The sequence below is a fragment of the Altererythrobacter sp. Root672 genome (assembly GCF_001427865.1).
In the GTDB taxonomy this organism is placed as follows: domain Bacteria; phylum Pseudomonadota; class Alphaproteobacteria; order Sphingomonadales; family Sphingomonadaceae; genus Croceibacterium_A.
This window is the reverse complement of the sequence record NZ_LMHH01000003.1, coordinates 115,284-137,292: the sequence shown is the minus strand read 5'-3', so window position 1 is coordinate 137,292 and position 22,009 is coordinate 115,284. Positions and strand designations below refer to the sequence as shown.

24 protein-coding genes are annotated in these 22,009 nt (G+C 66.1%); 18 read left to right on the top strand and 6 right to left on the bottom strand.

Annotated features, from left to right (window positions below):
• Positions 1–14: 14 nt before the first annotated feature.
• The 9 genes from ASD76_RS14725 to ASD76_RS14685 all read left to right on the top strand — a co-directional run bounded on the left by ASD76_RS14725 (position 15) and on the right by ASD76_RS14685 (position 9,000).
• On the top strand, positions 15–1,820 hold the full coding sequence (locus ASD76_RS14725; protein ID WP_055924712.1) for an aminopeptidase P family protein: 1,806 nt from the start codon (positions 15–17) through the stop codon (positions 1,818–1,820).
• 74 nt (positions 1,821–1,894) lie between these two features.
• Positions 1,895–2,143 carry a type II toxin-antitoxin system Phd/YefM family antitoxin gene (locus ASD76_RS14720; protein WP_055924709.1) on the top strand — a complete coding sequence of 83 codons (249 nt, stop codon included), beginning with the start codon at positions 1,895–1,897 and terminating at the stop codon, positions 2,141–2,143.
• Complete coding sequence (locus tag ASD76_RS14715) at positions 2,133–2,417, top strand: type II toxin-antitoxin system RelE family toxin (RefSeq protein WP_055924707.1); 285 nt, start codon at positions 2,133–2,135, stop codon at positions 2,415–2,417. The genes ASD76_RS14720 and ASD76_RS14715 overlap by 11 nt, the downstream gene beginning before the upstream one ends.
• Positions 2,418–2,505: 88 nt before the next feature.
• Positions 2,506–2,877, top strand: coding sequence for a VOC family protein (locus ASD76_RS14710; protein ID WP_055924704.1), 372 nt, complete (start codon positions 2,506–2,508; stop codon positions 2,875–2,877).
• Positions 2,878–2,890: 13 nt separating this feature from the next.
• Complete coding sequence (locus ASD76_RS14705; RefSeq protein ID WP_055924701.1) at positions 2,891–3,295, top strand: cupin domain-containing protein; 405 nt, start codon at positions 2,891–2,893, stop codon at positions 3,293–3,295.
• Positions 3,296–3,494: 199 nt separating this feature from the next.
• Positions 3,495–4,076 (top strand): EF-hand domain-containing protein, encoded by a 582-nt coding sequence (locus ASD76_RS14700; protein ID WP_055924698.1) that lies wholly within the window; start codon positions 3,495–3,497, stop codon positions 4,074–4,076.
• Positions 4,073–4,837: a response regulator gene (locus ASD76_RS14695; RefSeq protein ID WP_055924695.1), complete on the top strand. Its 765-nt coding sequence runs from the start codon at positions 4,073–4,075 to the stop codon at positions 4,835–4,837. The genes ASD76_RS14700 and ASD76_RS14695 overlap by 4 nt, the downstream gene beginning before the upstream one ends.
• A 47-nt stretch (positions 4,838–4,884) precedes the next feature.
• Positions 4,885–6,252 carry an ATP-binding protein gene (locus ASD76_RS14690; protein WP_055924692.1) on the top strand — a complete coding sequence of 456 codons (1,368 nt, stop codon included), beginning with the start codon at positions 4,885–4,887 and terminating at the stop codon, positions 6,250–6,252.
• A 66-nt stretch (positions 6,253–6,318) separates the two neighbouring features.
• Positions 6,319–9,000, top strand: a complete 2,682-nt coding sequence (locus tag ASD76_RS14685) for a M1 family metallopeptidase (protein WP_235506776.1) — start codon at positions 6,319–6,321, stop codon at positions 8,998–9,000.
• Between the two features lie 134 nt (positions 9,001–9,134).
• Here ASD76_RS14685 and ASD76_RS14680 read toward each other — a convergent pair whose 3' ends face one another.
• Positions 9,135–10,709 carry a helicase HerA-like domain-containing protein gene (locus ASD76_RS14680; protein ID WP_055924689.1) on the bottom strand — a complete coding sequence of 525 codons (1,575 nt, stop codon included), beginning with the start codon at positions 10,707–10,709 and terminating at the stop codon, positions 9,135–9,137.
• Between the two features lie 93 nt (positions 10,710–10,802).
• Here ASD76_RS14680 and pabB point away from each other — a divergent pair, with 93 nt between their 5' ends.
• The 9 genes from pabB to ASD76_RS14635 all read left to right on the top strand — a co-directional run bounded on the left by pabB (position 10,803) and on the right by ASD76_RS14635 (position 18,510).
• On the top strand, positions 10,803–12,599 hold the full coding sequence (gene pabB, locus ASD76_RS14675) for an aminodeoxychorismate synthase component I (RefSeq protein ID WP_055924686.1): 1,797 nt from the start codon (positions 10,803–10,805) through the stop codon (positions 12,597–12,599).
• Positions 12,596–13,774: a pyridoxal phosphate-dependent aminotransferase gene (locus ASD76_RS14670; RefSeq protein ID WP_055924683.1), complete on the top strand. Its 1,179-nt coding sequence runs from the start codon at positions 12,596–12,598 to the stop codon at positions 13,772–13,774. Before pabB ends, ASD76_RS14670 begins: the two co-directional genes overlap by 4 nt.
• Positions 13,771–14,430, top strand: coding sequence for an RluA family pseudouridine synthase (locus tag ASD76_RS14665; RefSeq protein WP_055924680.1), 660 nt, complete (start codon positions 13,771–13,773; stop codon positions 14,428–14,430). The genes ASD76_RS14670 and ASD76_RS14665 overlap by 4 nt, the downstream gene beginning before the upstream one ends.
• Entirely contained in the window at positions 14,420–14,836 is a 417-nt protein-coding gene (arfB, locus tag ASD76_RS14660; RefSeq protein ID WP_055924677.1) for an alternative ribosome rescue aminoacyl-tRNA hydrolase ArfB, read from the top strand. Before ASD76_RS14665 ends, arfB begins: the two co-directional genes overlap by 11 nt.
• 126 nt (positions 14,837–14,962) lie before the next feature.
• Positions 14,963–15,130, top strand: a complete 168-nt coding sequence (rpmG, locus tag ASD76_RS14655) for a 50S ribosomal protein L33 (RefSeq protein ID WP_055924674.1) — start codon at positions 14,963–14,965, stop codon at positions 15,128–15,130.
• A 75-nt stretch (positions 15,131–15,205) separates the two neighbouring features.
• Positions 15,206–15,868 carry a LolA family protein gene (locus ASD76_RS14650; protein ID WP_055924671.1) on the top strand — a complete coding sequence of 221 codons (663 nt, stop codon included), beginning with the start codon at positions 15,206–15,208 and terminating at the stop codon, positions 15,866–15,868.
• A 274-nt stretch (positions 15,869–16,142) separates the two neighbouring features.
• Positions 16,143–16,934, top strand: a complete 792-nt coding sequence (gene xth / locus ASD76_RS14645) for an exodeoxyribonuclease III (RefSeq protein ID WP_055925879.1) — start codon at positions 16,143–16,145, stop codon at positions 16,932–16,934.
• Positions 16,931–17,992 (top strand): GTP cyclohydrolase II, encoded by a 1,062-nt coding sequence (gene ribA / locus ASD76_RS14640; RefSeq protein ID WP_055925876.1) that lies wholly within the window; start codon positions 16,931–16,933, stop codon positions 17,990–17,992. Before xth ends, ribA begins: the two co-directional genes overlap by 4 nt.
• On the top strand, positions 17,989–18,510 hold the full coding sequence (locus ASD76_RS14635) for a GNAT family N-acetyltransferase (protein WP_055924669.1): 522 nt from the start codon (positions 17,989–17,991) through the stop codon (positions 18,508–18,510). Before ribA ends, ASD76_RS14635 begins: the two co-directional genes overlap by 4 nt.
• Here the strand turns inward: ASD76_RS14635 and ASD76_RS14630 are convergent.
• The 5 genes from ASD76_RS14630 to ASD76_RS14610 form a co-directional block, all read right to left on the bottom strand.
• Positions 18,507–19,490 (bottom strand): hypothetical protein, encoded by a 984-nt coding sequence (locus ASD76_RS14630; RefSeq protein ID WP_055924667.1) that lies wholly within the window; start codon positions 19,488–19,490, stop codon positions 18,507–18,509. The two genes, ASD76_RS14635 and ASD76_RS14630, sit on opposite strands and share 4 nt — an antisense overlap.
• 36 nt (positions 19,491–19,526) lie before the next feature.
• Positions 19,527–20,537 carry an LLM class flavin-dependent oxidoreductase gene (locus tag ASD76_RS14625; protein ID WP_055924665.1) on the bottom strand — a complete coding sequence of 337 codons (1,011 nt, stop codon included), beginning with the start codon at positions 20,535–20,537 and terminating at the stop codon, positions 19,527–19,529.
• Positions 20,538–20,616: 79 nt separating this feature from the next.
• Positions 20,617–20,877, bottom strand: a complete 261-nt coding sequence (locus ASD76_RS14620; RefSeq protein WP_055924658.1) for a hypothetical protein — start codon at positions 20,875–20,877, stop codon at positions 20,617–20,619.
• A 2-nt stretch (positions 20,878–20,879) separates the two neighbouring features.
• On the bottom strand, positions 20,880–21,083 hold the full coding sequence (locus ASD76_RS14615) for a hypothetical protein (protein WP_055924655.1): 204 nt from the start codon (positions 21,081–21,083) through the stop codon (positions 20,880–20,882).
• Positions 21,084–21,093: 10 nt separating this feature from the next.
• Entirely contained in the window at positions 21,094–21,993 is a 900-nt protein-coding gene (locus tag ASD76_RS14610; RefSeq protein WP_055924652.1) for an SPFH domain-containing protein, read from the bottom strand.
• Positions 21,994–22,009: the final 16 nt, after the last annotated feature.

The following is a 22,009-nucleotide window of genomic DNA, read 5'->3' as shown; positions in this document are numbered from 1 at the left end:
AAAGGACCGCAACAATGCTGATGCAAACCCACGAAGCCCGTCTCGACGCGCTGAGGAAGCAACTCGAAAAGCAGGGAATCGACGGGTTCGTGATTCCGATCTCGGACGAGCACCTCAGCGAATATGTCGGTTCCTACGCCCAGCGGCTCGCGTGGCTGACCGGATTCGGCGGCTCTGCGGGCACTGCGGCGGTGCTCAAGAACAAGGCGGCGATGTTCGTCGATGGGCGCTACACCCTGCAGGTGCGCGACCAGGTCGATGGGCGGCTCTACGAATACAAGTCGGTCCCTCAGGACAGCCTTGCGGAGTGGCTCGCGGCCAACGCCGGCAAGGGTGCAAAGATCGGCTTCGACCCGTGGCTGCACACGCGCGGCTGGGCGAAGGCGGCAGCGGCGGCGCTGGAGAATGTTGGAGCGGAGTTGGTCGCTGTCGAGGCCAATCCGATCGACGCCGTATGGCAGGACCAGCCCACGCCCTCCGCCGCTGAGGCCTTCATCCAGGACGAAGCGCTGGCGGGACGTTCGAGCGCGGACAAGCGCTCCGAAGTGGCCGAATGGCTCAAGGCCAAGAAGCTCGACGCGGCGGTGATCTCGTCGCTCGATTCGGTCGCCTGGCTGCTGAACATCCGCGGCGCCGACGTTGAGCGCACCCCCGTCGCGTTATCCTACGTCATTGCTCATGCCGATGGCACGGCGGACTGGTTCATCGAGCCGGGCAAGGTCCCCGCGGAAGTCTCCGCCAAGCTCGGGAACGCGGTGAGGGTAAGGCCGCGCGGCGATTTCACCGCGGCGCTCGGCGAACTCTCTGGCAAGCGTGTCGCGGCCGATCCTGACCGCGCGGTGGCGGCGATCTTCGCCGCGCTCGACAGCGCCGGGGCGATGGCCGTTCCGCTGACCGATCCCGTAGTCCTGCCCAAAGCGATCAAGAACCAGGCCGAGCAATCGGGACACCGCGCGGCCCAGGCGCGCGACGGTGCAGCGGTCGCACGGTTCCTTCACTGGCTCTCGGTCGAAGGGCCCAAGGGTACGGTCGACGAACTTTCCGCCGCCGATCGCCTGCAGGCGTTCCGCAAGGACACCGGCGACCTGCGCGACCTGTCGTTCGACACCATCTCCGGCGCCGGCCCCAACGGTGCGGTGGTGCACTATCGCGTAAGCGAGGAAACGAACCGCAAGCTCGAGCCCGGCAGCGTCTACCTGGTCGATTCCGGCGGACAGTACCCCGACGGCACGACCGACATCACCCGCACCGTATGGATCGGCCCGGGCGAGGCTCCGGCGGAAGTCCGCGACCGCAACACCCGCGTGCTCAAGGGCCACATCCGCCTCGCCACGCAGACCTTCCCGGTTGGGACCGCCGGTTCGCAGCTCGACACCCTCGCTCGCCAGTTCCTGTGGGACGCCGGGCTCGATTACGCCCACGGCACCGGCCACGGCGTGGGCAGCTTCCTCGCGGTTCACGAAGGCCCGCAGCGCATCGCCAAGGCCCGCGGAGGGCAGGCCGGGACCGACCAGGAACTGCTCGCGGGCATGATCCTCTCGAACGAGCCCGGCTACTACAAGACCGGCGAGTACGGCATCCGCATCGAGAACCTCGTGCTTGTCGAACCGCGCAAGATCGCCGGGAGCGAAGGCGATTGGCTCGGGTTCGAAACGCTAACGCTGGCGCCGATCGACAAGGCGCTGGTCGACCGTTCGCTGCTGTCGCCGGCCGAGCTGGCGTGGTGGAACACGTACCATGCGCGAGTGCGTGAAGTCCTCGCGCCGCAGCTTGAAGGCGACGCCTTGGCCTGGCTGGAGGAGGCGTGCAGCCCCTTGTAAGGTGGGGCGGCACCTTGAAGGGTGCCTTTAGTAGTGCTATTTAAAGCCCTCTAAAGCATCCTTCGGAGGGCGAAATGCCTCATTCCATCTTCGCCGGCGTGACAGCGAGTGTCACCGAACTCAAACGCAACCCTATGGGCACCATGGCGGCTGGAAATGGCGGCGCCGTTGCGATCCTCAATCGCAATGAGCCCGCGTTCTATTGTGTGCCGGCGGAAGAGTTCGAGGCGATGCTGAACCTGATCGAGGACGCCGAACTCAACGCTATCGCCAACGCGCGGGCGGGGAGTCCTGAGATCGTGGTGTCGCTGGATGACCTATAGCCTCCGCTTTCGGGTGGAGGCCAAGAAGGAATGGGACGGGCTCGGCGCCACCGTACGTAGCCAATTCAAGAAGAAATTGGCGGAGAGGCTGGAAAACCCCCACGTGCCGTCGGCCAAGCTGCGGGGATCCGCCAACAGATACAAGATCAAGCTGCGATCGGTCGGTTATCGTCTGGTCTACGAGGTGAGAGACACCGAACTCGTCGTTAGCGTGATCGCAGTCGGCAGGCGCGACCGGAACTCAGTTTATCACGATGCCGCGCGGAGGCAGTAGCATCCGAAAAGCGCGCACCTGCTTGTAATGTTGGATTTGTTCTACTAATGTTCTCATCGAGTCGAGTCGCAAAGGGGAGAGTGCGGTCATGATCGGTTATGTAACTGTGGGCACCAACGATCTGGCGCGTTCGGCCGCCTTCTATGGCGAGATCGCGAAGATTCTCGGTCATGGGCAATTATTCTCGACGGAGCGGACTGTCGCCTGGGGCACTCCGGAAAAAGGCGCGATGATGAGCGTCATCACGCCCTACGACGGTGAGCCCGCGACGGTCGGCAATGGTTCGATGTTCGGCTTCCCGGCGGAGCGAGAGGAGCAGGTCCACCAGATCTACGACTTCGCCCTCGCCAACGGCGGCAAGGACGAAGGTCCTCCCGGACCGCGTGGGGAGCAGTTCTACGGCGCCTATTTCCGCGATCCGGAGGGCAACAAGCTGGTCGCCTACGTCTTCAGCGGCTGAGGAGGTCCTGGCGATGGCTGGAGCGAACATTCAATCCTACCCGATCCACCTCGGCAACGGCGGCTCCGCAGTGCCGCAGCCGGAGTTTCCCCGCGATGAGCGGGCGATGCAATGGTACATGGACTACGGCGCGCGCCATGCCGACGACGGTACCGATGGGCGGCTCGTTTCGTGCTTCCGCTTCACCGAGGACTGGGCCGGATGGGAAATGCACCCGGCGGGCGCCGAAGTGGTGATCTGCACCGAAGGCCGCATCACCCTGATCCAGGAAATCGACGGCGAGCATGTACGAACCACGCTCTCTCCGGGCGAATACGCGATCAATCCGCCAGGCGTATGGCACACCGCCGACGTTCAAGGCGAAGCGACCGGGTTGTTCGTAACGCCCGGTGTCGGCACCCAGGGGCGTCCACGCTGAAACCCGCGGCAGGGGCTTGCCGGCAAGTGAACGCCACCCCTCTCGCGCGACAAATTGCGACAATTTTTGCCTCTCCCGGCAAATCCATGCGACATAGCGTGCGTACAAGAGGTTTCATGGGCAGCGGGGCGCCGAGTCCTCTGCTTCCCTTCAGGTCGGCGCCCCGTTGCTCAATCAGACCAAAATGGGAGTATGCTTGATGCGCAAGACGCTCACCCTATCGCTTGCCGCGATCGCAGCCCTGGCTGCCGGCAGCGCCGCATTCGCGCAGGAAGCGCCCCAGGAACGCTCCGGTCGCGAGCCGCGCCCGCCGATGACCCGCACCGATGTCGAACAGCGGACCAACGAAGCCTTCGCCCGCATGGACGCGAACAAGGACGGCGTCCTCAACCAGGCCGATCGTGAAGCACGCGAGAAGTCCGCGTTCGACCGCATCGACACCAATCAAGACGGCGCCATCAGCCCTGAGGAATTTGCCGCGCGGGGCGGTGAGCGTCGCGAAGCACGCCAAGCCAAGGCCGAGCCTGACCAGCGCCCCGGACCCCGTATGGGCCGCCGCGGACCTGGTGGCCCTGGACCGATGGGCTTTGGCCTCGCTCGTAACGCCGACACCAACGGCGACGGCGCAGTGACCCAGGCTGAGTTCGCCTCGGCCGCGCTGACTCGCTTCGACAGCGCCGATGCCAACAAGGACGGCACCCTCAGCCGCGAAGAACGCCGTGCCCAGCGCGGCAATCGTGGCAATCACCGTGACCACCGCCGCCCGCCCGAGGCCGGATGAACAGCAATAGCGCTACTTCCGCGGCCCAAGCGACCGCCACCCCCGTGCGGCTGTTGCTGGTCGATGACGAGCCGACCCTACGTGAGCCCCTGGCCGAGTACCTGACTCGCCAGGGGTTTGTCGTGTCACAGGCCGAAGACGCTGCCCGCGCGCGCTCGGCCCTGCTTTCGGACACTCCGGACCTGGTCCTGCTCGACATCATGATGCCGGGCGAAGACGGCCTGTCTCTGTGCCGGCACCTTACCGAGACCAAGAACCTGCCGGTCATCATGCTCACCGCCAGGAGCGAGGCAACCGATCGCATCGTCGGGCTGGAGATCGGCGCCGACGACTACGTCGTAAAGCCGTTCGAACCGCGCGAACTCGTAGCCCGCATCCGCTCGGTCCTGCGGCGCGCGACGCGCCCCACACTCACGCCCGAAGAAGACGCGCCGTACGAGTTCGAGAACTGGAAGCTCGACCCGCTCAAGCGCCGGCTGTCCGATCCGCAGGGCATCGTCGTGCCCCTGTCATCGGCCGAGTTCCGCCTGCTCGTCGCCTTCCTCAACCACCCGCGCCAGGTGCTCGACCGCGACCGGCTGCTCGACATGGTGCAGGGCCGCGAGGCGCATCTGTTCGACCGCGCCGTCGATAACCAGGTCAGCCGCCTGCGCCGCAAGATCGAGGAAGACAGCCGCGATCCCAAGCTGATCCAGACCGTGTGGGGCGGCGGCTACCGCCTCGCCGCCGACGTGCGCCGCCTCGCCCCAGAACGTGATTAGAGATTAAGAACTTGCGAAAATTCCTGCCGAAAAGCCTGCTGGGGCAGATGTTGCTGTCCGTGGCCCTCGCGCTGCTGGTGGCGCAGGCGATCTCCGCCGTGCTGCAATACCGCGCCGCCGAACAGCGCCGCGAGATGATCGCAGCGAACGGCCTCGCCTTCCAGCTCGTCACCGAACCGCGCTTCGATTTCCGCCCGAACTCGCATGGGCCTGACAAGGCCAAGCGAGGGCGCTGGCAACGGTTGCGTGTCGAGAGAACGTCTCAAGATCCGTTGAAAGCGGGCGAAGTGCGCGATTCCGAAAGGGAGGCGCTGCTCCGCACGATCCTGGTCGACCAGGGCATCGACCCGGCAAAGCTGATGGTCGTTACTCGCCGAGTGGCCAACGATGATTACGTCATGGCCCAATCGCGGGGCCGCGAACGGACCGAACGGTCCGAACGATCCGACTGGGCCAATGGCCGAATGCTCGTCGCCGGCCTGCAGCGCCAGGGAGAGACCGAATGGACCGTGGCGCGCTGGGCGATTTCCGAGCGTGAGCCCGACCAGTTGGGCGCGCTGATCGGGCAGACGCTGCTGCTCTACGTCGTGCTGGTCGGCGGCCTGGCGCTGCTGCTGCGGCGGATCACCCGCCCGCTCGCCGCGCTGACCCGCCGTGTCGAACACTTCGCCGCCACGCGCGAGATCGACGGGCAGATCGAACCCACCGGTCCGGACGACACGCGTCGCCTGATCATGGCGCTCAACCTGATGGAATCGCGCATCGCCGCGCTGCTCAACGAAAAGGACGTGATGCTCGGCGCCATCGGGCACGACCTGAAGACGCCGCTGGCGGCGCTACGGGTCCGCATCGAGTCAGTCGAGGACGATACCGAACGGGCCAAGATGGCCGCCAGCATCGAGGATCTGTCCCGCTCGCTCGACGACATTCTCTCGTTGGCCCGCGTCGGACGGCCGAGCGACCCGCTGGAACGGACAGACCTTTCGGCGCTGCTCGCTTCAGTGGTCGAAGAATACGAGGACATGGGCGAGCCGGTCGAGCTGGGCGCCACCCAACGCGTAGCCATGGCCTTGCGTGCCACCTGGCTGCGCCGCGCCATGCGCAACCTCATCGGCAATGCGCTCCGTTACGGCGAACGCGCCCGCGTCTCGCTCGTCCGCCAAGGCAACGAGGCGGTGATCACCATCGAGGATGACGGTCCCGGCATCCCCGAAGGCGACATCGCCCGCCTGATGGAACCCTTCGCCCGCGGAGAATCCTCGCGCAATCGCGAAACCGGCGGTGCTGGCCTTGGCCTGACGCTGGCCCGCGCGATCGCCGAGCAGCACGGCGGCACGATTTCACTGCGCAACCGCAACGCCGCAGTCGGCAAGCCCGCCGGCCTGATCGCCGAATTACGCCTACCGCTCGACTAGCGGCGTGGCGCTGGCCGGCGCCCGCTGCTAGGGCCGCTTACTTCGGAGATTTTCGGAGCCCCTTCCTTGAAGCGCACCACCGCTAGTGCCTCTGCTGTCAAAGCCCTGGCCGCATTTTTTCTTGCCGGTAGCACCCTAGCCTCCGCGCCGGTTGCGCTCGCCCAACCGGTCACGCTCGCCCCGCTGCCGGATTCAGTGCCGAGCGATCTGCCGCGCTCGGCCCGACCGATCCACTACTCGATCCATATCGAACCGGACGCGCAGAAGCTCACCTTCACCGGCACCCAGGAGATCGAGCTCGAGGTTTTCACCCAGGTCGACGCCCTGACGCTGCACGCGCTCGAACTGGAGATCGGCCGCGCCGAACTCACCCGCGCCGACGGCACCGGCCGCGTCACTCTGACGCCCACGACCGATACCGAAGCCCAGACCGTAAAGCTCGCCGCGCCCACGCCGATCGCACCCGGCACCTACCGCGTGCACATCGAATACACCGGCAAGATCAACACCCAGGCAATGGGCCTGTTCGCGCTCGACTACCCCGACAAGCGCACCGGAGAGACGGTGCGCGGCCTGTTCACCCAGTTCGAAGCCCCCGACGCCCGCCGGTTCGCGCCGATGTTCGACGAGCCCAGCTACAAGGCCACCTTCAACCTCTCGGCCACGGTCCCCGCCGGCCAGATGGCCATCGGCAACATGCCGATCGCCAGCGAAAAGAAGCTGCCCGACGGGCGCAAGCTGGTGACCTTCGCTACCAGCCCGAAGATGTCGTCCTACCTGCTGTTCTTCGCGCTCGGCGACTTCGAGCGGCTGTCCACCAAGGGCCCGGGCGGCGTGGATCTCGGCATCGTCAGCCCCACCGGCAGCGGCGAGCAGGCGCGCTATTCGCTCGACCTGATGGCGCCGCTGATCGAGTATTATACCGACTACTTTGGCGTGCCCTATCCGCTGCCCAAGCTCGACAACATCGCCGCCCCGGGTGAATCGCAGTTCTTCGGCGCGATGGAGAACTGGGGCGCGATCCTCACGTTCGAGAAGTACCTGCTCGACGATCCGACCATCACCAGCCCGGCTACCCGCAACTACATCTACACCGCCGGCGCGCACGAGATCGCCCACCAATGGTTTGGCGACATCGTGACCATGGCCTGGTGGGACGACCTCTGGCTCAACGAAGGTTTCGCCAGCTGGATGGAGACCAAGGCGGCGGCCAAGTTCAACCCCGACTGGTACCCGCTGATCACTCGCGTCACCGGCCGCGAGACAGCCATGGGCTATGACGGCTTCGCCACCACCCACCCGGTGATCCAGCCGATCCGCACCGTCTCCGAAACCAACCAGGCGTTCGACGCGATCTCCTATTCGAAGGGCGAAGCGGTCATTTCGATGCTGGAAGCTTACGCCGGCGAAGACGTCTGGCGCGAAGGCATCCGCACCTACATCCAGCGCCACCGCTACGGGAACACCACCAGCGAGGACTTGTGGCGCGCGGTCGAGGAAGCGGGCGCGGCAAACCTCGTCGCGGTTGCTCGCGACTTCACGCTCCAGCCGGGCATTCCGCTGGTCAAGGCCGAAGCCGAATGCCGCGAAGGCGTGACGCATCTGACCCTGACCCAGAGCGAATTCAGCCGCGACCGCAAGGACGAGGTCGCCGCCAAGCCTCAGCACTGGCGCGTGCCCCTGCTGATCCAGGCCCAAGGCGCCGATCCGAAGCGGGTGCTGCTCGAAGGCAGCGCGGCCCTCGAATTGCCCGGTTGCGGGGCCGTGGTCGTGAACGGCGGCCAACTCGGCTACTTCCGCACGCTCTATTCGCCTGCAATGTCCGCCCAGCTAGTCAAGGCGATGCCGACGCTCGATCCGATCGATCAGCTCGGCTTGGTACGCGACAGCATCGCGCTGGCGGAAGCAGGCTACCAGCCGCTTTCGCTCGGGCTCGACATGCTCGCGGCGGTGCCGGGCGATGCCAATCCGGTGGTGGCCGAGGGCGTCGTCGCTCGCTGGGGCGCAATCCATCGCGTGGCCTCCGAAGCGGACCAGCCCGCCGTCGCCAAGGCCGCACGCGACATCTGGCTTCCGCGGCTTGAGCAGCTCGGCTTTGACGCGATGCCCCAAGAGTCACTGGCGGATACGCAACTGCGCGTCCAACTGCTGAACACGCTCGGCAACATGAACGATCCGACGGTGGTCGCGGAAGGCCGCCGCAGGCTCGCCCTGCTGGCAGACAATCCCCGCGCACTCGATGGGCCGCTCAAGACCACATGGCTGGCAATCGCCGCCCGCAACGCGACCGCGGAGGAATGGGACGAGCTATCGAAGCTCGCCGCCAATGCCCCGTCAGCGGTCGAGCGCCAGGCTTACTATCGCCTGCTCGGCGCGGTCAGCGACAAGGCTCTGGCCCAGCGCGCGCTCGACTTCGCTCTAACCGGCAAGGCCGGCACCTCGAGCGCAACCATCATCGCCGCAGTCTCCGAACAGCACCCCGACCTCGCGTTCGACTTCGCCCTCGCCAACCGCGCGGGCGTGGACGCGATTCTCGATTCAGGCGGACGCCCCACTTACATCGCCGGCCTCGCCAATACCTCTCGCGACCCGGCGATGGTCGGCAAGCTGGAGCGTTTCAGCGAGTCCGTCCCGGCGGACGAGCGGCGTCCGGTGCAGACCGTGATCGCCTCGCTCAAGCAGCGCCTCAAAAGCGAGCCGAAGATGCGCACCCAGGTCGGGGAATGGCTGGCCGCTAATCCCGGCTAAATCCTCTCCGAGCTTGCTCGGGGAGGGGGACCGTCCGCGTAGCGGATGGTGGAGGGGCGTTGTGTTGTTCCGCTTACCCCTCCGTCACGCGCTTACAGCGCGCGCCACCTCCCCGAGACAAGCTCGGGGAGGATCTAGCGCATCAGCCCGCCGACAAGGTTGCGGACGAACCGCCCAAAGAACTGCCCGCCGAGATCCGTCGCAATCGAGCCGGCAGCCGAAGTCGCGGCCGTTCGCATCGGATTTGAACTCGACTTGCGCCCCGTCACCGCCGCCGCGGCAATCGTTGCGGCCGAGCCGGCCACGGCCCCCGCCGCGCGCTTGCCCGCCTTCTCCCAAATGCTCGGGCTCAGACGCTCGCGCTTGGCGACTTCCTCGCGCCCCTTGTCCGCCACTTCCGCCGCCGTGGCCGCAGCATCGGTGGCTTTCTGGGCGATCACTTCTTCGGCGCTCTCCCGGTCGATCAGCGTGTCGTACTTGCCGGTAAACGGACTGACCGACTGGATCACCGCACGCTCGTTTGCCTCCAGCGGACCGAGGCGCGAACAAGGCGGCTTGATGAGCGTGCGCTGGACCACCGAAGGAGCGCCATCCTCCAGAAGCGTCGAAACAAGCGCTTCGCCGGTCTTGAGCTCGGTAATCGCGACGGCGACGTCCAAATCAGGGTTGATGCGGAACGTCTCGGCCGCGGCGCGGATCGCTTTCTGGTCGCGCGGGGTGAAGGCGCGCAGGGCGTGCTGCACCCGGTTGCCGAGCTGGCCCGCGACCTTTTCCGGAATGTCGATCGGGTTCTGGGTCACGAAGTAGACGCCCACGCCCTTCGAGCGGATCAGGCGCACCACCGTCTCAATCGTGTCCTGCAAGGCGTCGGGTGCGTCCTCGAACAGCAGGTGAGCCTCGTCGAAGAAGAACACCAGCTTGGGCTTCTCCGGGTCACCGACCTCGGGCAGCACCTCGAACAGTTCGGCGAGCAGCCAGAGCAGGAAGGTGGCGTAGAGCTTGGGGCTGCGCATCAGCCGGTCGGCGGCCAGGATATTGACCAGCCCGCGGCCCTGCTCGTCAGTGCGAATGAAGTCCTCGATCTCCAGCGCCGGCTCGCCGAAGAACATCCCGCCACCCTGGCTGTCGAGTGCGAGCAACTGGCGCTGAATGGTACCGACAGTCGCCTTCGAAACATTGCCGTACTTGGTCGTCAGCGCCGCGGCGTTCTCGGCGGTGTAGAGCAGCATCGACTGGAGGTCGTCGAGGTCGAGCAGCAGCAACCCCTCGTCGTCAGCGTAGCGGAAGGCGATGTTGAGCACCCCTTCCTGCGTCTCGTTCAGCCCCAGCAAGCGAGAGAGCAGCAGCGGCCCCATTTCGGAAACCGTGGTGCGGATCGGGTGGCCCTGTTCGCCGAACAGGTCCCAGAACACCACCGGGTTATCGGCATAGGCATAGTCGGTCATGCCCAGTTCGACCGCCCGCTCTTCCAGCTTGGCCGCGTTCTTAAAGGTCGGCGAGCCCGGCATGGCGAGGCCGGCGAGGTCGCCTTTCACGTCGGCCAGAAACACCGGCACGCCATCTTTCGAGAAGCTTTCTGCCAGGCCCTGGAGCGTCACCGTCTTCCCGGTACCCGTCGCGCCGGCGATCAAGCCATGGCGGTTGGCGCGCGAAAGTTCGAGCACTTGCCGCTCGCCATTGGCGCCGAGTCCGAGGAAGATTGCCGCCATAATCCGCTCCTTCAGTCGCCCTGGAAGTGTGGCGTAGCGCTCTTCGCGTGGTCAAGCGATAGACATGGGCTGATTTACGGTTAGAGCGCAGAAATGGCAGAGTACAAACCCTTCGTTTTGCTGGACGACGCACGCGCGGAAGGCGCGAGCGATGCACAGCTGTTCGAAGACCCGAGCGAAATTTTCGTTGCCCGGCGGCCTGAGGAAGTCCTCCCCGTGCTCGAAGCCGCGGAGGCTGCCCGCAAGGCGTCGGGCGGAACACTCGCGGGCTATCTCGCTTATGAGGCCGGGCTGGCGCTCGAACCCAAGCTGGCGCCGCTCGCCGCCGCGCGGACCGGGGCCGATGGCCCGCTCGTTTGGTTCGGCCTGTTCGACGCCCCGAAATTGATTCCCACGGATCAGGTTGCCGACTGGCTGGCCGAACGCGCCGGCTCGGGCCCTGCTTCTATTGGCCCGCTCCAGCCGCAAATCTCGACCGGCGCCTACCTCGATGCCTTCGCCACCTTGCAGGAGGCGATCCGCGCCGGCGATATCTACCAGGCCAATCTGACCATGCCGCTGGCAGGGGCTGCGCGCGGCGATCCGCTGGCGCTCTATGCCGCGATCAGGCCCGCCGCCAATGCCGGCTATGGCGGCGTGATCTTCGACGGATCGCACTGGCTGCTCAGCTTCAGCCCTGAACTGTTCTTCTCGCTCAAGGGTGACGCCGCCAAGGCCAAGCCGATGAAGGGCACCCGCCCACGCGGGCAGACTCCCGACGAGGACAAGGCGCTGGCTGACGAGTTGGCAGGCTCGGCCAAGGACAAGGCCGAAAATCTGATGATCGTCGACCTGCTGCGCAACGACCTTTCGCGAGTGGCGGTTGCCGGCACGGTCAAGGTCGAAGACCTCTTCACCATCGAGACTTACCCCACTTTGCATACGATGGTTTCGACCGTGCGAGCCCAGTTGCGGCCGGGCCAGGACGCGATGGACATGGTGCGCGCGCTTTTTCCGTGCGGATCGATCACGGGCGCCCCCAAGGTCCGCGCCATGGAACTGATCGACGCGGTCGAGCGCGACGCCCGGGGCCCCTATTGCGGCTCGATGGGGCGTATCGGCACCGACGAAGCCGCCTTCAACGTCGCCATCCGTACGATCCGTCTCACGCCCGGAGAGAACGACCGGCACCACGCGGTGCTCGGGGTTGGCGGCGCGATCGTGGCGGACAGCGATGGCATGGCCGAATGGCGCGAGTGCCTTATCAAGGGCGGCTTCGCCCGCGAGGCCGCTGGCGGCCATGACCTGATCGAGACCATGCGCTTCGATCCGCAGGAAGGGATGCCGCTGCTCGAGCTGCACCTCGAACGGATGAAGGCTAGCGCGGCCGAGCTCGGCTTCGCCTTCGACCGCCACGAGGTACGCAATCGCATCCACGCGCTGTGCTTCGAGCTTGAGGCTCCCGCCAAAGTACGACTGGTGGTCTCGCGCCGCGGTGAAGCCTCGCTGGAAACCGCGCCATTGCCGCCTGCGCCCGAGGGCACCGTCGAATGCGTTGCCCTGCCCGTTCCGGTCGTGCCCGGCGACTGGCGGTTGCGCCACAAGACGACCGACCGGGGCTTCCACGATGCCGCGCTCGCGATCGCCAAGGACAACGGCGCTTACGAAGTCATATTCGTCTGCGACGATGGGGAAGTCACCGAAGGCAGCTTCACCAACCTGTTCGTCGAACGCAACGGCAAGCTGCTGACCCCGCCGCTTTCCGCAGGCCTGCTCCCCGGAATCCTGCGCCGCGCGCTGATCGAGGAAGGCCGCGCCATAGAGGCCAGGCTGACGCTCGAAGATCTCGCTGGCGGTTTCCTCATCGGCAATGCCCTGCGCGGCCTGATGCCTGCCCGGATGAAAACATGAGCCACGAACACCTGAGCCCCGCCCTGCGCCGGATCGCGCCTTCCGGCACCACCGCCATGACCGACCGCGCGACCGCGCTGCGCGAGGCCGGGCGCGACATCATCTCGCTGTCGGTCGGAGAGCCCGACTTCCGCACGCCCGACAACGTGATCCTGGCCGCGAAGGCCGCGCTCGACGGGGGCAAGACCAAGTACACCCCGGTCACCGGCACCATGGCGCTCAAGCAAGCGGCCGCGCTGCACTTCCGCCGCGACCTTGGCATCGCCTGCCGACCGGAGCAGGTCATCGTCACCGCCGGCGGCAAGCAGGCGATCTTCGAAGCGCTCGCGGTGACCGTGGGCGAAGGGGACGAGGTGATCGTGCCAAGCCCCTGGTGGGTCAGCTATCCGCAGATCGTGCGCTTTGCCGGCGGTAAGGTCATTCCGCTGATCACTCACCCGCAGCACGGGTTCCGCTTCGAGCCGAGCGACCTCGAAGCGCTGATCACCCCGCGCACCACCTGGCTGCTGCTCAACAGCCCCGGCAATCCGACCGGCGCGGTCTATCCGCGCGAGATGCTGCTCGGTATCGCCAATGTCCTGCGCCGCCACCCGCAAGTGCTGGTGATGTCGGACGATATCTACGCCCCGCTCAACTACACCGACGAACCGCACGCCACGCTCGCCGCGCTATGCCCTGACCTGGCGGATCGCATCTGCACCGTCTCCGGCGTGTCCAAGAGCCACGCGATGACCGGCTTCCGCATTGGCGTCGCCACCGGGCCCGAATGGTTGATCGAGGCGATGGGGCGGCTGCAGTCCAACAGCAGCGGCAACCCTTCGTCCATCAGCCAGGCCGGGGCGACCGAGGCCTTCGAAGGACCGCAGGATTTCCTGAACGACTGGCGCGAACGATTCCGCAAGCGGCGCGACAAGGTGGTGCGCGCGGTCCGCGAGATTCGCGGGCTTTCAACCCCGGTCCCCGATGGCGCCTTCTACTGCTTCATCGATGCCAAGCCGCTGATGGACCGTTTCGACCACGACGATAACAAGCTGGCGCTGCACTTGCTCGAACATGGCGTAGCCGTCGTCGCGGCGAGCGCATTTGGCGGGCGCGACGGCTTCCGCATCAGCTTCGCCGCCGATGATGCGGTACTCGATGAAGCCATGCGGCGGATCGCTGGAGCCCTCGCATGAACGCCATCCCCATCCTGTTCGAAGACGGCGAGGCACTGGTGATCGACAAGCCGGCGAGACTGCCAATCGAGACGCCGCGCAAGGGCGGCCCTTCGCTGGGCGACCATCTCGACGACCTCAGGCTGGGCTTCCAGCGCCCGCCGGTGCCGGTCCACCGGCTCGACACCGACACCTCGGGCTGCTTGCTGCTGGCCCGCAATCCGAAAGCCCTGAAGCGATTCTCAGCCGCGTTCGAGGCGCGCCTGCCGATAAAGCGTTACCTCGGCGTGCTCGCGGGTGTTCCTGCGATGAGCGAGGGGACAGTCGAGCTGGCGCTAAGTAAGATCAGCTCCGAGGCCGAGGGTTGGCGGATGATCCCGGCGCGCAAGGGCAAGCCGGCGCTGACCCGGTGGCGCGTGCTGGCGGAAAGCGGTGGGCACACGCTGGTCGAGTTCCTGCCCGAGACCGGGCGCACCCACCAGATTCGCGTCCATGCGGCGAGCGGCATTGGCCTGCCGTTGCTCGGCGATCCCGTCTACGGCAACGGTCGCGGCGCCCCGCGCACGATGCTGCACGCGGCCGGTCTGGAAATCCCGCGCGAGGGTAAGCCGCCGATCCTGGCCGTAGCGCCGCTTCCCGCCGACTTCGTGGCGCTTGGCTTCGGTGATGCCGAGTAACGACGAATCGCTCGCCGCGCGCGTGCTGGAACTGGTCGAGGAGAGCTTCATCGCTTCCTCGGGGCCGGGCGGGCAGAACGTCAACAAAGTCGCGACCGCGGTGCAATTGCGGCTCGACGTCTTCGCGTTGCGGCTCGAGCCAGCCGTGTTCCACCGCCTCAAGGCGCTCGCCGGAACGCGGATGACCGCCCGTGGCGAGATCGTCCTCACGGCGCGCAGTTTCCGCACACAGGAGGCCAACCGCGAGGACGGCCGCGCGCGCCTGTTGGAGCTCATCGAGCAGGCCCAGGTCGAGCCCAAGAAGCGGGCCAAGACCCGCGTCAACCGCGTGGGCAAGGAACAACGCCTCAAGTCCAAGAAGGCGCGCGGCACGGTGAAGTCCAATCGCGGCAAGGTTGACTGGTAGCGGCTGCCTCGCAGCTTGACTTTTCGCCCGTCTCGAAGCAAAGGCGCGCCCGGATGGGCGGCGCCTTGCGCGTCGCCCCTATTGTTTCGGGCCTTAAGTGCCCTCACCGATTTTGGGAATCAGACGATGGCGAAGCCCGCAACGATCAAGATCCGGCTCAACTCGACCGCGGATACCGGCTTCTTCTACGTGACGAAGAAGAATCCGCGCAACACGACCGAGAAGATGTCCTTCCGTAAGTACGACCCGGTGGCGAAAAAGCACGTCGAGTTCAAGGAAGGCAAGATCAAGTAATCCAGCCGCTGCGGTGAACCCTGGGAACGCCCGGGTTCACAACAGGTTCAATGCCCCGTATCTACCTCGGGGACCATGGATATCTTGACCAAACTCACCGCCATGCCGCTGCGCACCGCCCTCGCGGGTGCGCTGGCTCTTGCCGTGCCTGCCGCGCTGGCGATTCCGCTGGCGCCTGCTGCCGCTCAAGGCGATCAACTGGACCAGGTCGTGGCCGCGTTGCGCGGCATCACGACCATGAAGGCCGACTTCGCCCAGACCGACCGTGGCGGACAGACCCTGCGCGGCGTGCTGACGATGAAGGCGCCGGGCCGCATCCGTTTCGAGTACGAGAAGAGCGTCAATATGCTCATCGTTTCGAACGGCCGCTCGCTGACCCTGATCGACTACGATGTGGCGCAGCTGTCGCGCTGGCCGATCAGCAACTCTCCTCTCGGAGCGCTGCTCGACCCCAGCCGCGACGTTAAGCGCTACGGCAAGCTGCTTCCGACCGGTAATCCCGATGTGCTCAGCATCGAGGTCAAGGATACGAAGAAGCCCGAGTACGGGACCATCACGCTAATCTTCACCCGCTCCGCCGACGCTCCAGGCGGGCTCAAGCTGAGCAGCTGGGTTGCGCTCGACGCGCAGAACAAGCGGACCACGGTACGCCTTTCGAACCAGCGTTTTGGCGTCCCCGTCGCTGACAGCGCCTTCACCTACCGCGATCCGCGCCCCGCAGTCGGTCGCCCGCGCTGAACGATTGTCGGCAGGGCGCCCGTGCCTTGCGACCAGTCGCTAACCGTCATTCATTTACGAGAAAGCCCGCGTTCCATAGAGTGCAAAAGTAAGCCGGATGGAGGCGGGTTTCCCCCCTGTTGCCCTGTCCTCACGAGAGATGCCGGCTTGCAAGCGTGACGAACGCTCAAGATGAACCCCCGTCCCAATGCCCCCGGGACGGGGGTTTTTCATTGCCCGGGATCATCGCGCGTTGGCCTTGCAGCGCGGCAAGGCCGTCCCTATCCCGACCCCGATGGTCAAGATTGCTACATGGAACATAAACTCGGTCCGCCTGCGGATCGAACAGGTCGAACGCGTGCTCACCGAACAGGCACCCGATGTGCTGTGCCTGCAGGAGATCAAGTGCCGGGAAGAACAGTTCCCGCACGCCGCGTTCGAAGCGCTCGGCTACACCCATCGCGTGGTCCACGGGCAGAAAGGCTACCACGGCGTCGCCACGGTCAGTCGCATTCCGCTGCGCGAAGTCGGGCGGCACGACTGGCAGGATAACGGCGAGGCGCGCCACGTCGGCGTCGAATTGCTCGGCCCGGGCCAGGGCATGATCCTGGAGAACGTCTACATCCCCGCGGGTGGCGACATTCCCGATCGCGAGCAGAACCTCAAGTTCGGCCAGAAGCTCGACTTCCTCGAACGGATGACGCGCTGGGCCGAAGCGCTCGACCGGCCGACACTGATCGTGGGCGACTTCAATGTCGCCCCGCTCGACTGCGACGTCTACGACCACAAGGCCCTGCTCAAGGTCGTCAGCCATACCCCGATCGAATGCGAAGCGCTCGACCGCTTCCGCGACGCGCATGGCTGGGCCGATCTTGGCCGGCAGTTCATTCCGGCGCCTGAGCGCAATTACTCCTGGTGGAGCTATCGCTCTTACTGGCGGCAGAAGGATCAGGGCCGCCGGCTCGATCACATGTGGGCCTCCCCCGATCTTTCGCGGCAGGCGACGGCGCACAGCATCGTCGAGGAAACCCGCCGGTGGGAGCAGCCCTCCGACCACGTGCCGCTGATCACGGAGTTCGATCTCTGAGCTCCAGCTCGCCTTCTAGGCGGGCGGCGCAGGCCGTTGATGCGCTGCGCCACGGATGGCCGCTGAAGATCGGCCAGGCACCCGTGTTGCTGCCGGTCGAGACCGCTCCGGGGCAGGCCAGTTCGCAACTCGCGCTGGTCTCGGCCGCCCGCGCGGTCACGCTCAAGCTCGCCAACCAGCGCGAGGCCGCCGATCCGCATTCGCCGGTACTGTTGCGCTCGGGCGAGCCGATCGACCTGATTGCCGCCCGTCCAATCGCCGATCCCTCGCTCGACCTGGCCGCGCCGCTCAAAGGTCCTTTCCTGGCCGAACACCTCGACTGGCCAGAGGAGGCCGCCGCGGCGATGGAGCTGGCACGGATCGCCGGGATCCTGCCCGCGTTCCTCGTGGCGCCCGAGCAAGCTGGTGAGCCTGTTGCACTGGAAGTCGCCGATGTCGCCGCGTTCCTCGATCCGGCCAACCTGACGATCGCGACGCGCGCCCGTCTCCCGGTGGCCGCAGTCGAAGAGGCAGAAGTCGTCGTCTTCCGCAGTCCCGACGACACGCGCGAGCATGTCGCACTGGTGATCGGCCGGCAGACCTCCGAGCGAGTGCCGCTGGTTCGCCTGCACTCGGAATGCCTGACCGGGGACATCCTCGGCTCGCTCCGCTGCGACTGCGGTCCGCAACTCGACGCTGCGCTGGCGGCGATGGCGGCCGAGGCCGCTGCCGGCGGATGGGGCGTGCTGCTCTACCTGCGGCAGGAGGGCCGCGGCATTGGCCTCGTCAACAAGCTCCGGGCCTATGAGCTGCAGGACCAGGGATTCGACACGCTCGAGGCCAACCGTCGCCTCGGCCTTCCCGCCGAAGCGCGCGACTTCCCGGTTGCTGCACGAATGCTGGCGCTGTTGGGGGTCGGCGAGGTGCGCTTGATGACCAACAATCCGGCCAAGGTCACCGCGCTCGAACAGGCCGGAGTGATCATCGGCGAACGCGTGCCGCATCAGCTGCCGGCCAACCCGCACAACGAACGCTACCTCGCCACCAAGCGTGATGCCGCAGGACATCTTCTTCGATGAGCAACTTGACGATCCGACCCGAACGCCCGGATGACGAGGCCGCGATTTTCGAAGTGACAGAGGCCGCCTTCACCGGTCATCCGCACAGCGAAGGGACCGAGCCCGCGATCGTCGATGCCCTGCGCGCCGATGGCCAACTGTCGCTGTCGCTCGTCGCGGAGCAGGATGGAGAGATCGTCGGGCACGTCGCCTATTCGCCGGCGATACTCTCGGGTGGCGAGGAGGGTTGGCTGGCCCTCGGCCCGATCTCAGTACGCCCCGACTTGCAGGGGCAGGGGATTGGCCGTGCACTTGTAGAAGCCGGCACCAAGCACTGGCGAGAGGCTGGCGCGCAAGGCGTGCTACTTCTCGGCGATCCCGCGCTCTACAGCCGGTTCGGCTTCGTGCGCGACACCCCGCTGCACATCACGGGTCCGCTGGCCGAGTACTTCCAGACGCTTCCGTTTACGGATGAGATTCCGGCGTCGTCGGTAACCTTCGCGCCGGCCTTCCGACTAGCGCGGCCGACCAATCGCTAGCGCTTCTCGAACGGCTTGAGGCCGACACCGAGCTTGTTCTGGCCGAGCGCCAGTTCATCGCCTGTCCAGTCCGCCACGAACGCGGTGCTGCGCTCGACGCCGGGAGCAAGCCGGGCGTCGTTGCCGAGGATCGACAAGCCGACGCTTGAGTGGGCGTGGTTCTCCGCTCCGACCGCGATAAAGGCGGAGTAGTTCTCCTTGTCGCGGCCTTGGACGAACCGGTTGTTGCTGATCTGGCCCACCGCACCATCGGGCAAGTCGATCATGTAGTTGGTCGCCTGGCCGCGCGAATCGTCGAAGCTGGAGCTGGCGATTTCGACTTTCGCGGCGCGGCTCTTCACGTAGTGGCCGCCACGCCCTTCCTCGAAACGGCTGCGCGTCACGCGCAATTGCCCGTAGTCGCCGATGTAGATCGAATGGGCGCAACCGCCCGATCCCTCGCAAGTGCCGAGGCGGGAGAAAGTCGAGCGGTCGATCACGATCACGCCGCCGGGATTGGTCGCGGTGAGGATGCCTTGCTGGCTGTCGCGGAACCAGCTCTGCGCCACCGTCAGGTTGCCGCTTTCGAGCCGGATGCCGGCGCCGTTGAAATCGGGAACGCGCATGTCCTGGAACACGAGACCGGACACTTCCGCCCCGCGCCCACGCAGGACGAGCGCGGCTTTGCCCTCGCAAGTCTTGCCGTCGAAGATCGCGGTACCGGGTTCGGTGGCGACGTAACTGACAACGCCCGCGGTCTGTACCGCGCATTGGGCATAAGTGCCCGGCGCGATGGCAATCGTGCCGCGCCCTTCGCCGATCGTGTTTACCGCCAGCTGGAGGCTCTCAAATCCGCGCCCGGTCTCGGTTACGATGAAGGGCCGCACCCGTTCCTGGGCGAACAGCGCTGCGGCGGGAATCGCGGCGACGGCCAGCGCTGCAAACAGCCCCAGCCATCCGAGCGAGGGCCGGCGAAGCGTGAGTTGATCGACCGATTCCATCGGCCTGCGAGCTAAACGATAAAGGTAAACGGCCCGCTAAGACTTTCCGGCGAAGGCCGGCATGACATGCTCGGCAAACAGCCCGGCGGAGCGGATCACCGCCTCGGCGGGCAGATCGCCGAACGCCAGGGCCGAGACGAAATAGTTGATCCCGCCCGCCTCCGCTTCGCGTTCCACGAAGCCACGGACCGTCGCGGGCGAGCCGGCACAGCCGTGACCCATCGCCTCGGCCGCATCCCATTCGAGCGGTAGGTGAGCGGCCAGGGGGAAGCCGTTGCCGCGCTCCTCCCACAGCTTGGCCATGCTCTGGCGCCAGCGCGCATAGGCGGGCCGGACCAGCGCCTTCGCCTCCTCGTCGGTCGGGGCTACGAGGATGTGGCGGCTGACGCCCATCAGCGGAATCGCGTCCGCCGCCCCCTGCCATTCAGAGCGGTAGAGTTCGGTGCCCTGCCGCACGCGCTCACCCAGAGCGAGCGTGACCATGTTCACCCCATTCTGCGCGCACCAACGGATCGAGTCCGGACTCCCCGCGCCATACCACAGCGGCGGATGTGGGCGCTGGACCGGGCGCAGCGCCATCGGCACGTCCTCGAAGCGGTAGAACTCTCCCTGGTAGTCGAGCCGGTCGGAAGACAGCCCCTTGAGCAGGACCTCCAGCGTCTCGTCGTACCGTCCCCGCTGCTCGGCCATGTCGAGCCCGTAGAACCCAAGCTCGATCGGAGAAACGCCACGCCCCACACCAAGCTGGAAGCGGCCGTTCGAAAGACCGTCGAGCATCGCCACTTCCTCGACCAGCCGCAGCGGATGATAGAGCGGCAGCAGGTAGACCAGCGGACCGAACCGCAGCTGCTTCGTCCGCTGGCTCAGCGCCGCGAACAGTACGCCGGGCGAGGGCGCCAGGCCCAGCGGCGTGCCGTGGTGTTCGGCGATGTGATAGCAGTGGAAGCCGCACCGATCGTAAGTCTCGGCGAACCGCAGACGTGCTTCGAGATGCTCGGCGAGCGGCAGGCCGCTGTCGTCGACATGGTCGAACACCCCGAATTTCATGGCTGGCCTCTCCCTGGTCCTTTTGCGCTAGCCTAGCGCCTTGCCAGCGCCACGCCAGCCGGAAGCGTTCGGGTCCGGCTCAGTCGTCTTCTCCCCAGCGCCAGCGCCACTCCCCTTCGGTGCGGTTCTTCGCCACCACGATGAGAATTCCGGTGAGGACCAGCATGGCGATAACCACGAGCGACAATTCAATCCCACGCGCCTGGGGCGCAAAGAGACTGAGCCCGGTGAGCGCGATTATGTAGTACGCCAGAAGCGCCCATCCCTGCCAGGCAATCGGCGCCCCAGCGCCATAGCCGTAGCGCCTGCGGCGAAACCAAGGCTTGTCATCGTTCAGCATCGTCAGTCCCCTTGCTTGGGCGGTCGCCCTCGGCGCGGGCGCTCTGCCGCTGGAACCTTGATCCCCCTCCGCCCGAGCGCCTCGCGCAGCAGGACCTCCAGTTCGGCGTTGACCGAACGGAACTCGCTTGCCGCCAAACGCTCGACCGTCTCGTAGAGCGCCGGGTCGAGCCGGAGGGGGAAGGCTTTCTTGGGTGATTGCGGCACGAGTCTGGCCCTACTGGTAGAGCGTTCCTGCGTTCAACACCGGGCTCACTTCCCGCTCGCCGCAGAGCACGACCATCAGGTTGGAGACCATCGTCGCCCGGCGCTCGTCGTCGAGCTGGACGATCTCTTCCTCGCTCAGCTTCTCCAGCGCCATCTGGACCATGCTGACTGCGCCGAGCACGAGCTTGGCCCGCGCGGCAATCACCGCTTCGGCCTGCTGGCGGCGCAGCATCGCCCCGGCGATTTCGGGCGCGTAGGCAAGGTGGGTCAGCCCTGCCTCGTCGACCAGGATGCCGGCGTGCGACAGGCGTTCATTGAGCTCGGCGCGCAGTTCGCCGTTCACGATGTCGCCATGCGAACGCAGCGTCGTTTCGTGCTCCTCGTAGTCGTCATACGGATGGCGCGAAGCCACGGTACGCAGCCCGGCGTCGATCTGGATGTTCACGAACGCCCGGTAGTCGTCGACGTCGAACGCGGCCTGCGCCGTATCGAACACCCGCCACACGACGTTGCAGGCGATCTCGATCGGATTGCCGCGCAGGTCGTTGATCTTGATCCGCTCCGAATGGATGTTGTTCTGCCGGACCGAGATCTTCTTGCGCCCCATCCACGGCCAGATCCACCGCAAGCCCTGCGTCCGCTCGGTGCCCCGGTACTCGCCGAACAGCGTGATCACCGCCGAGGTGTTGGGCTGGATCATGAAGAACCCTGTCAGGATCAATACGAACGACAGGATGGACCCGAGCAGCAGCCAGCCGCCAAGCGCGGTCGGCCCATGCGTGTTGAACATGATGATGCGCCAGATGCCGACCCCAATCGCGCCGAGCCACAGAAACAGGAACGCATAGCCGTTGAACGTGCTTGCCGGCCGCTCCTGGCTCCGTTGCATGGCGCCCTTCCCCTCAGACATGACGAATCTCCTTCGA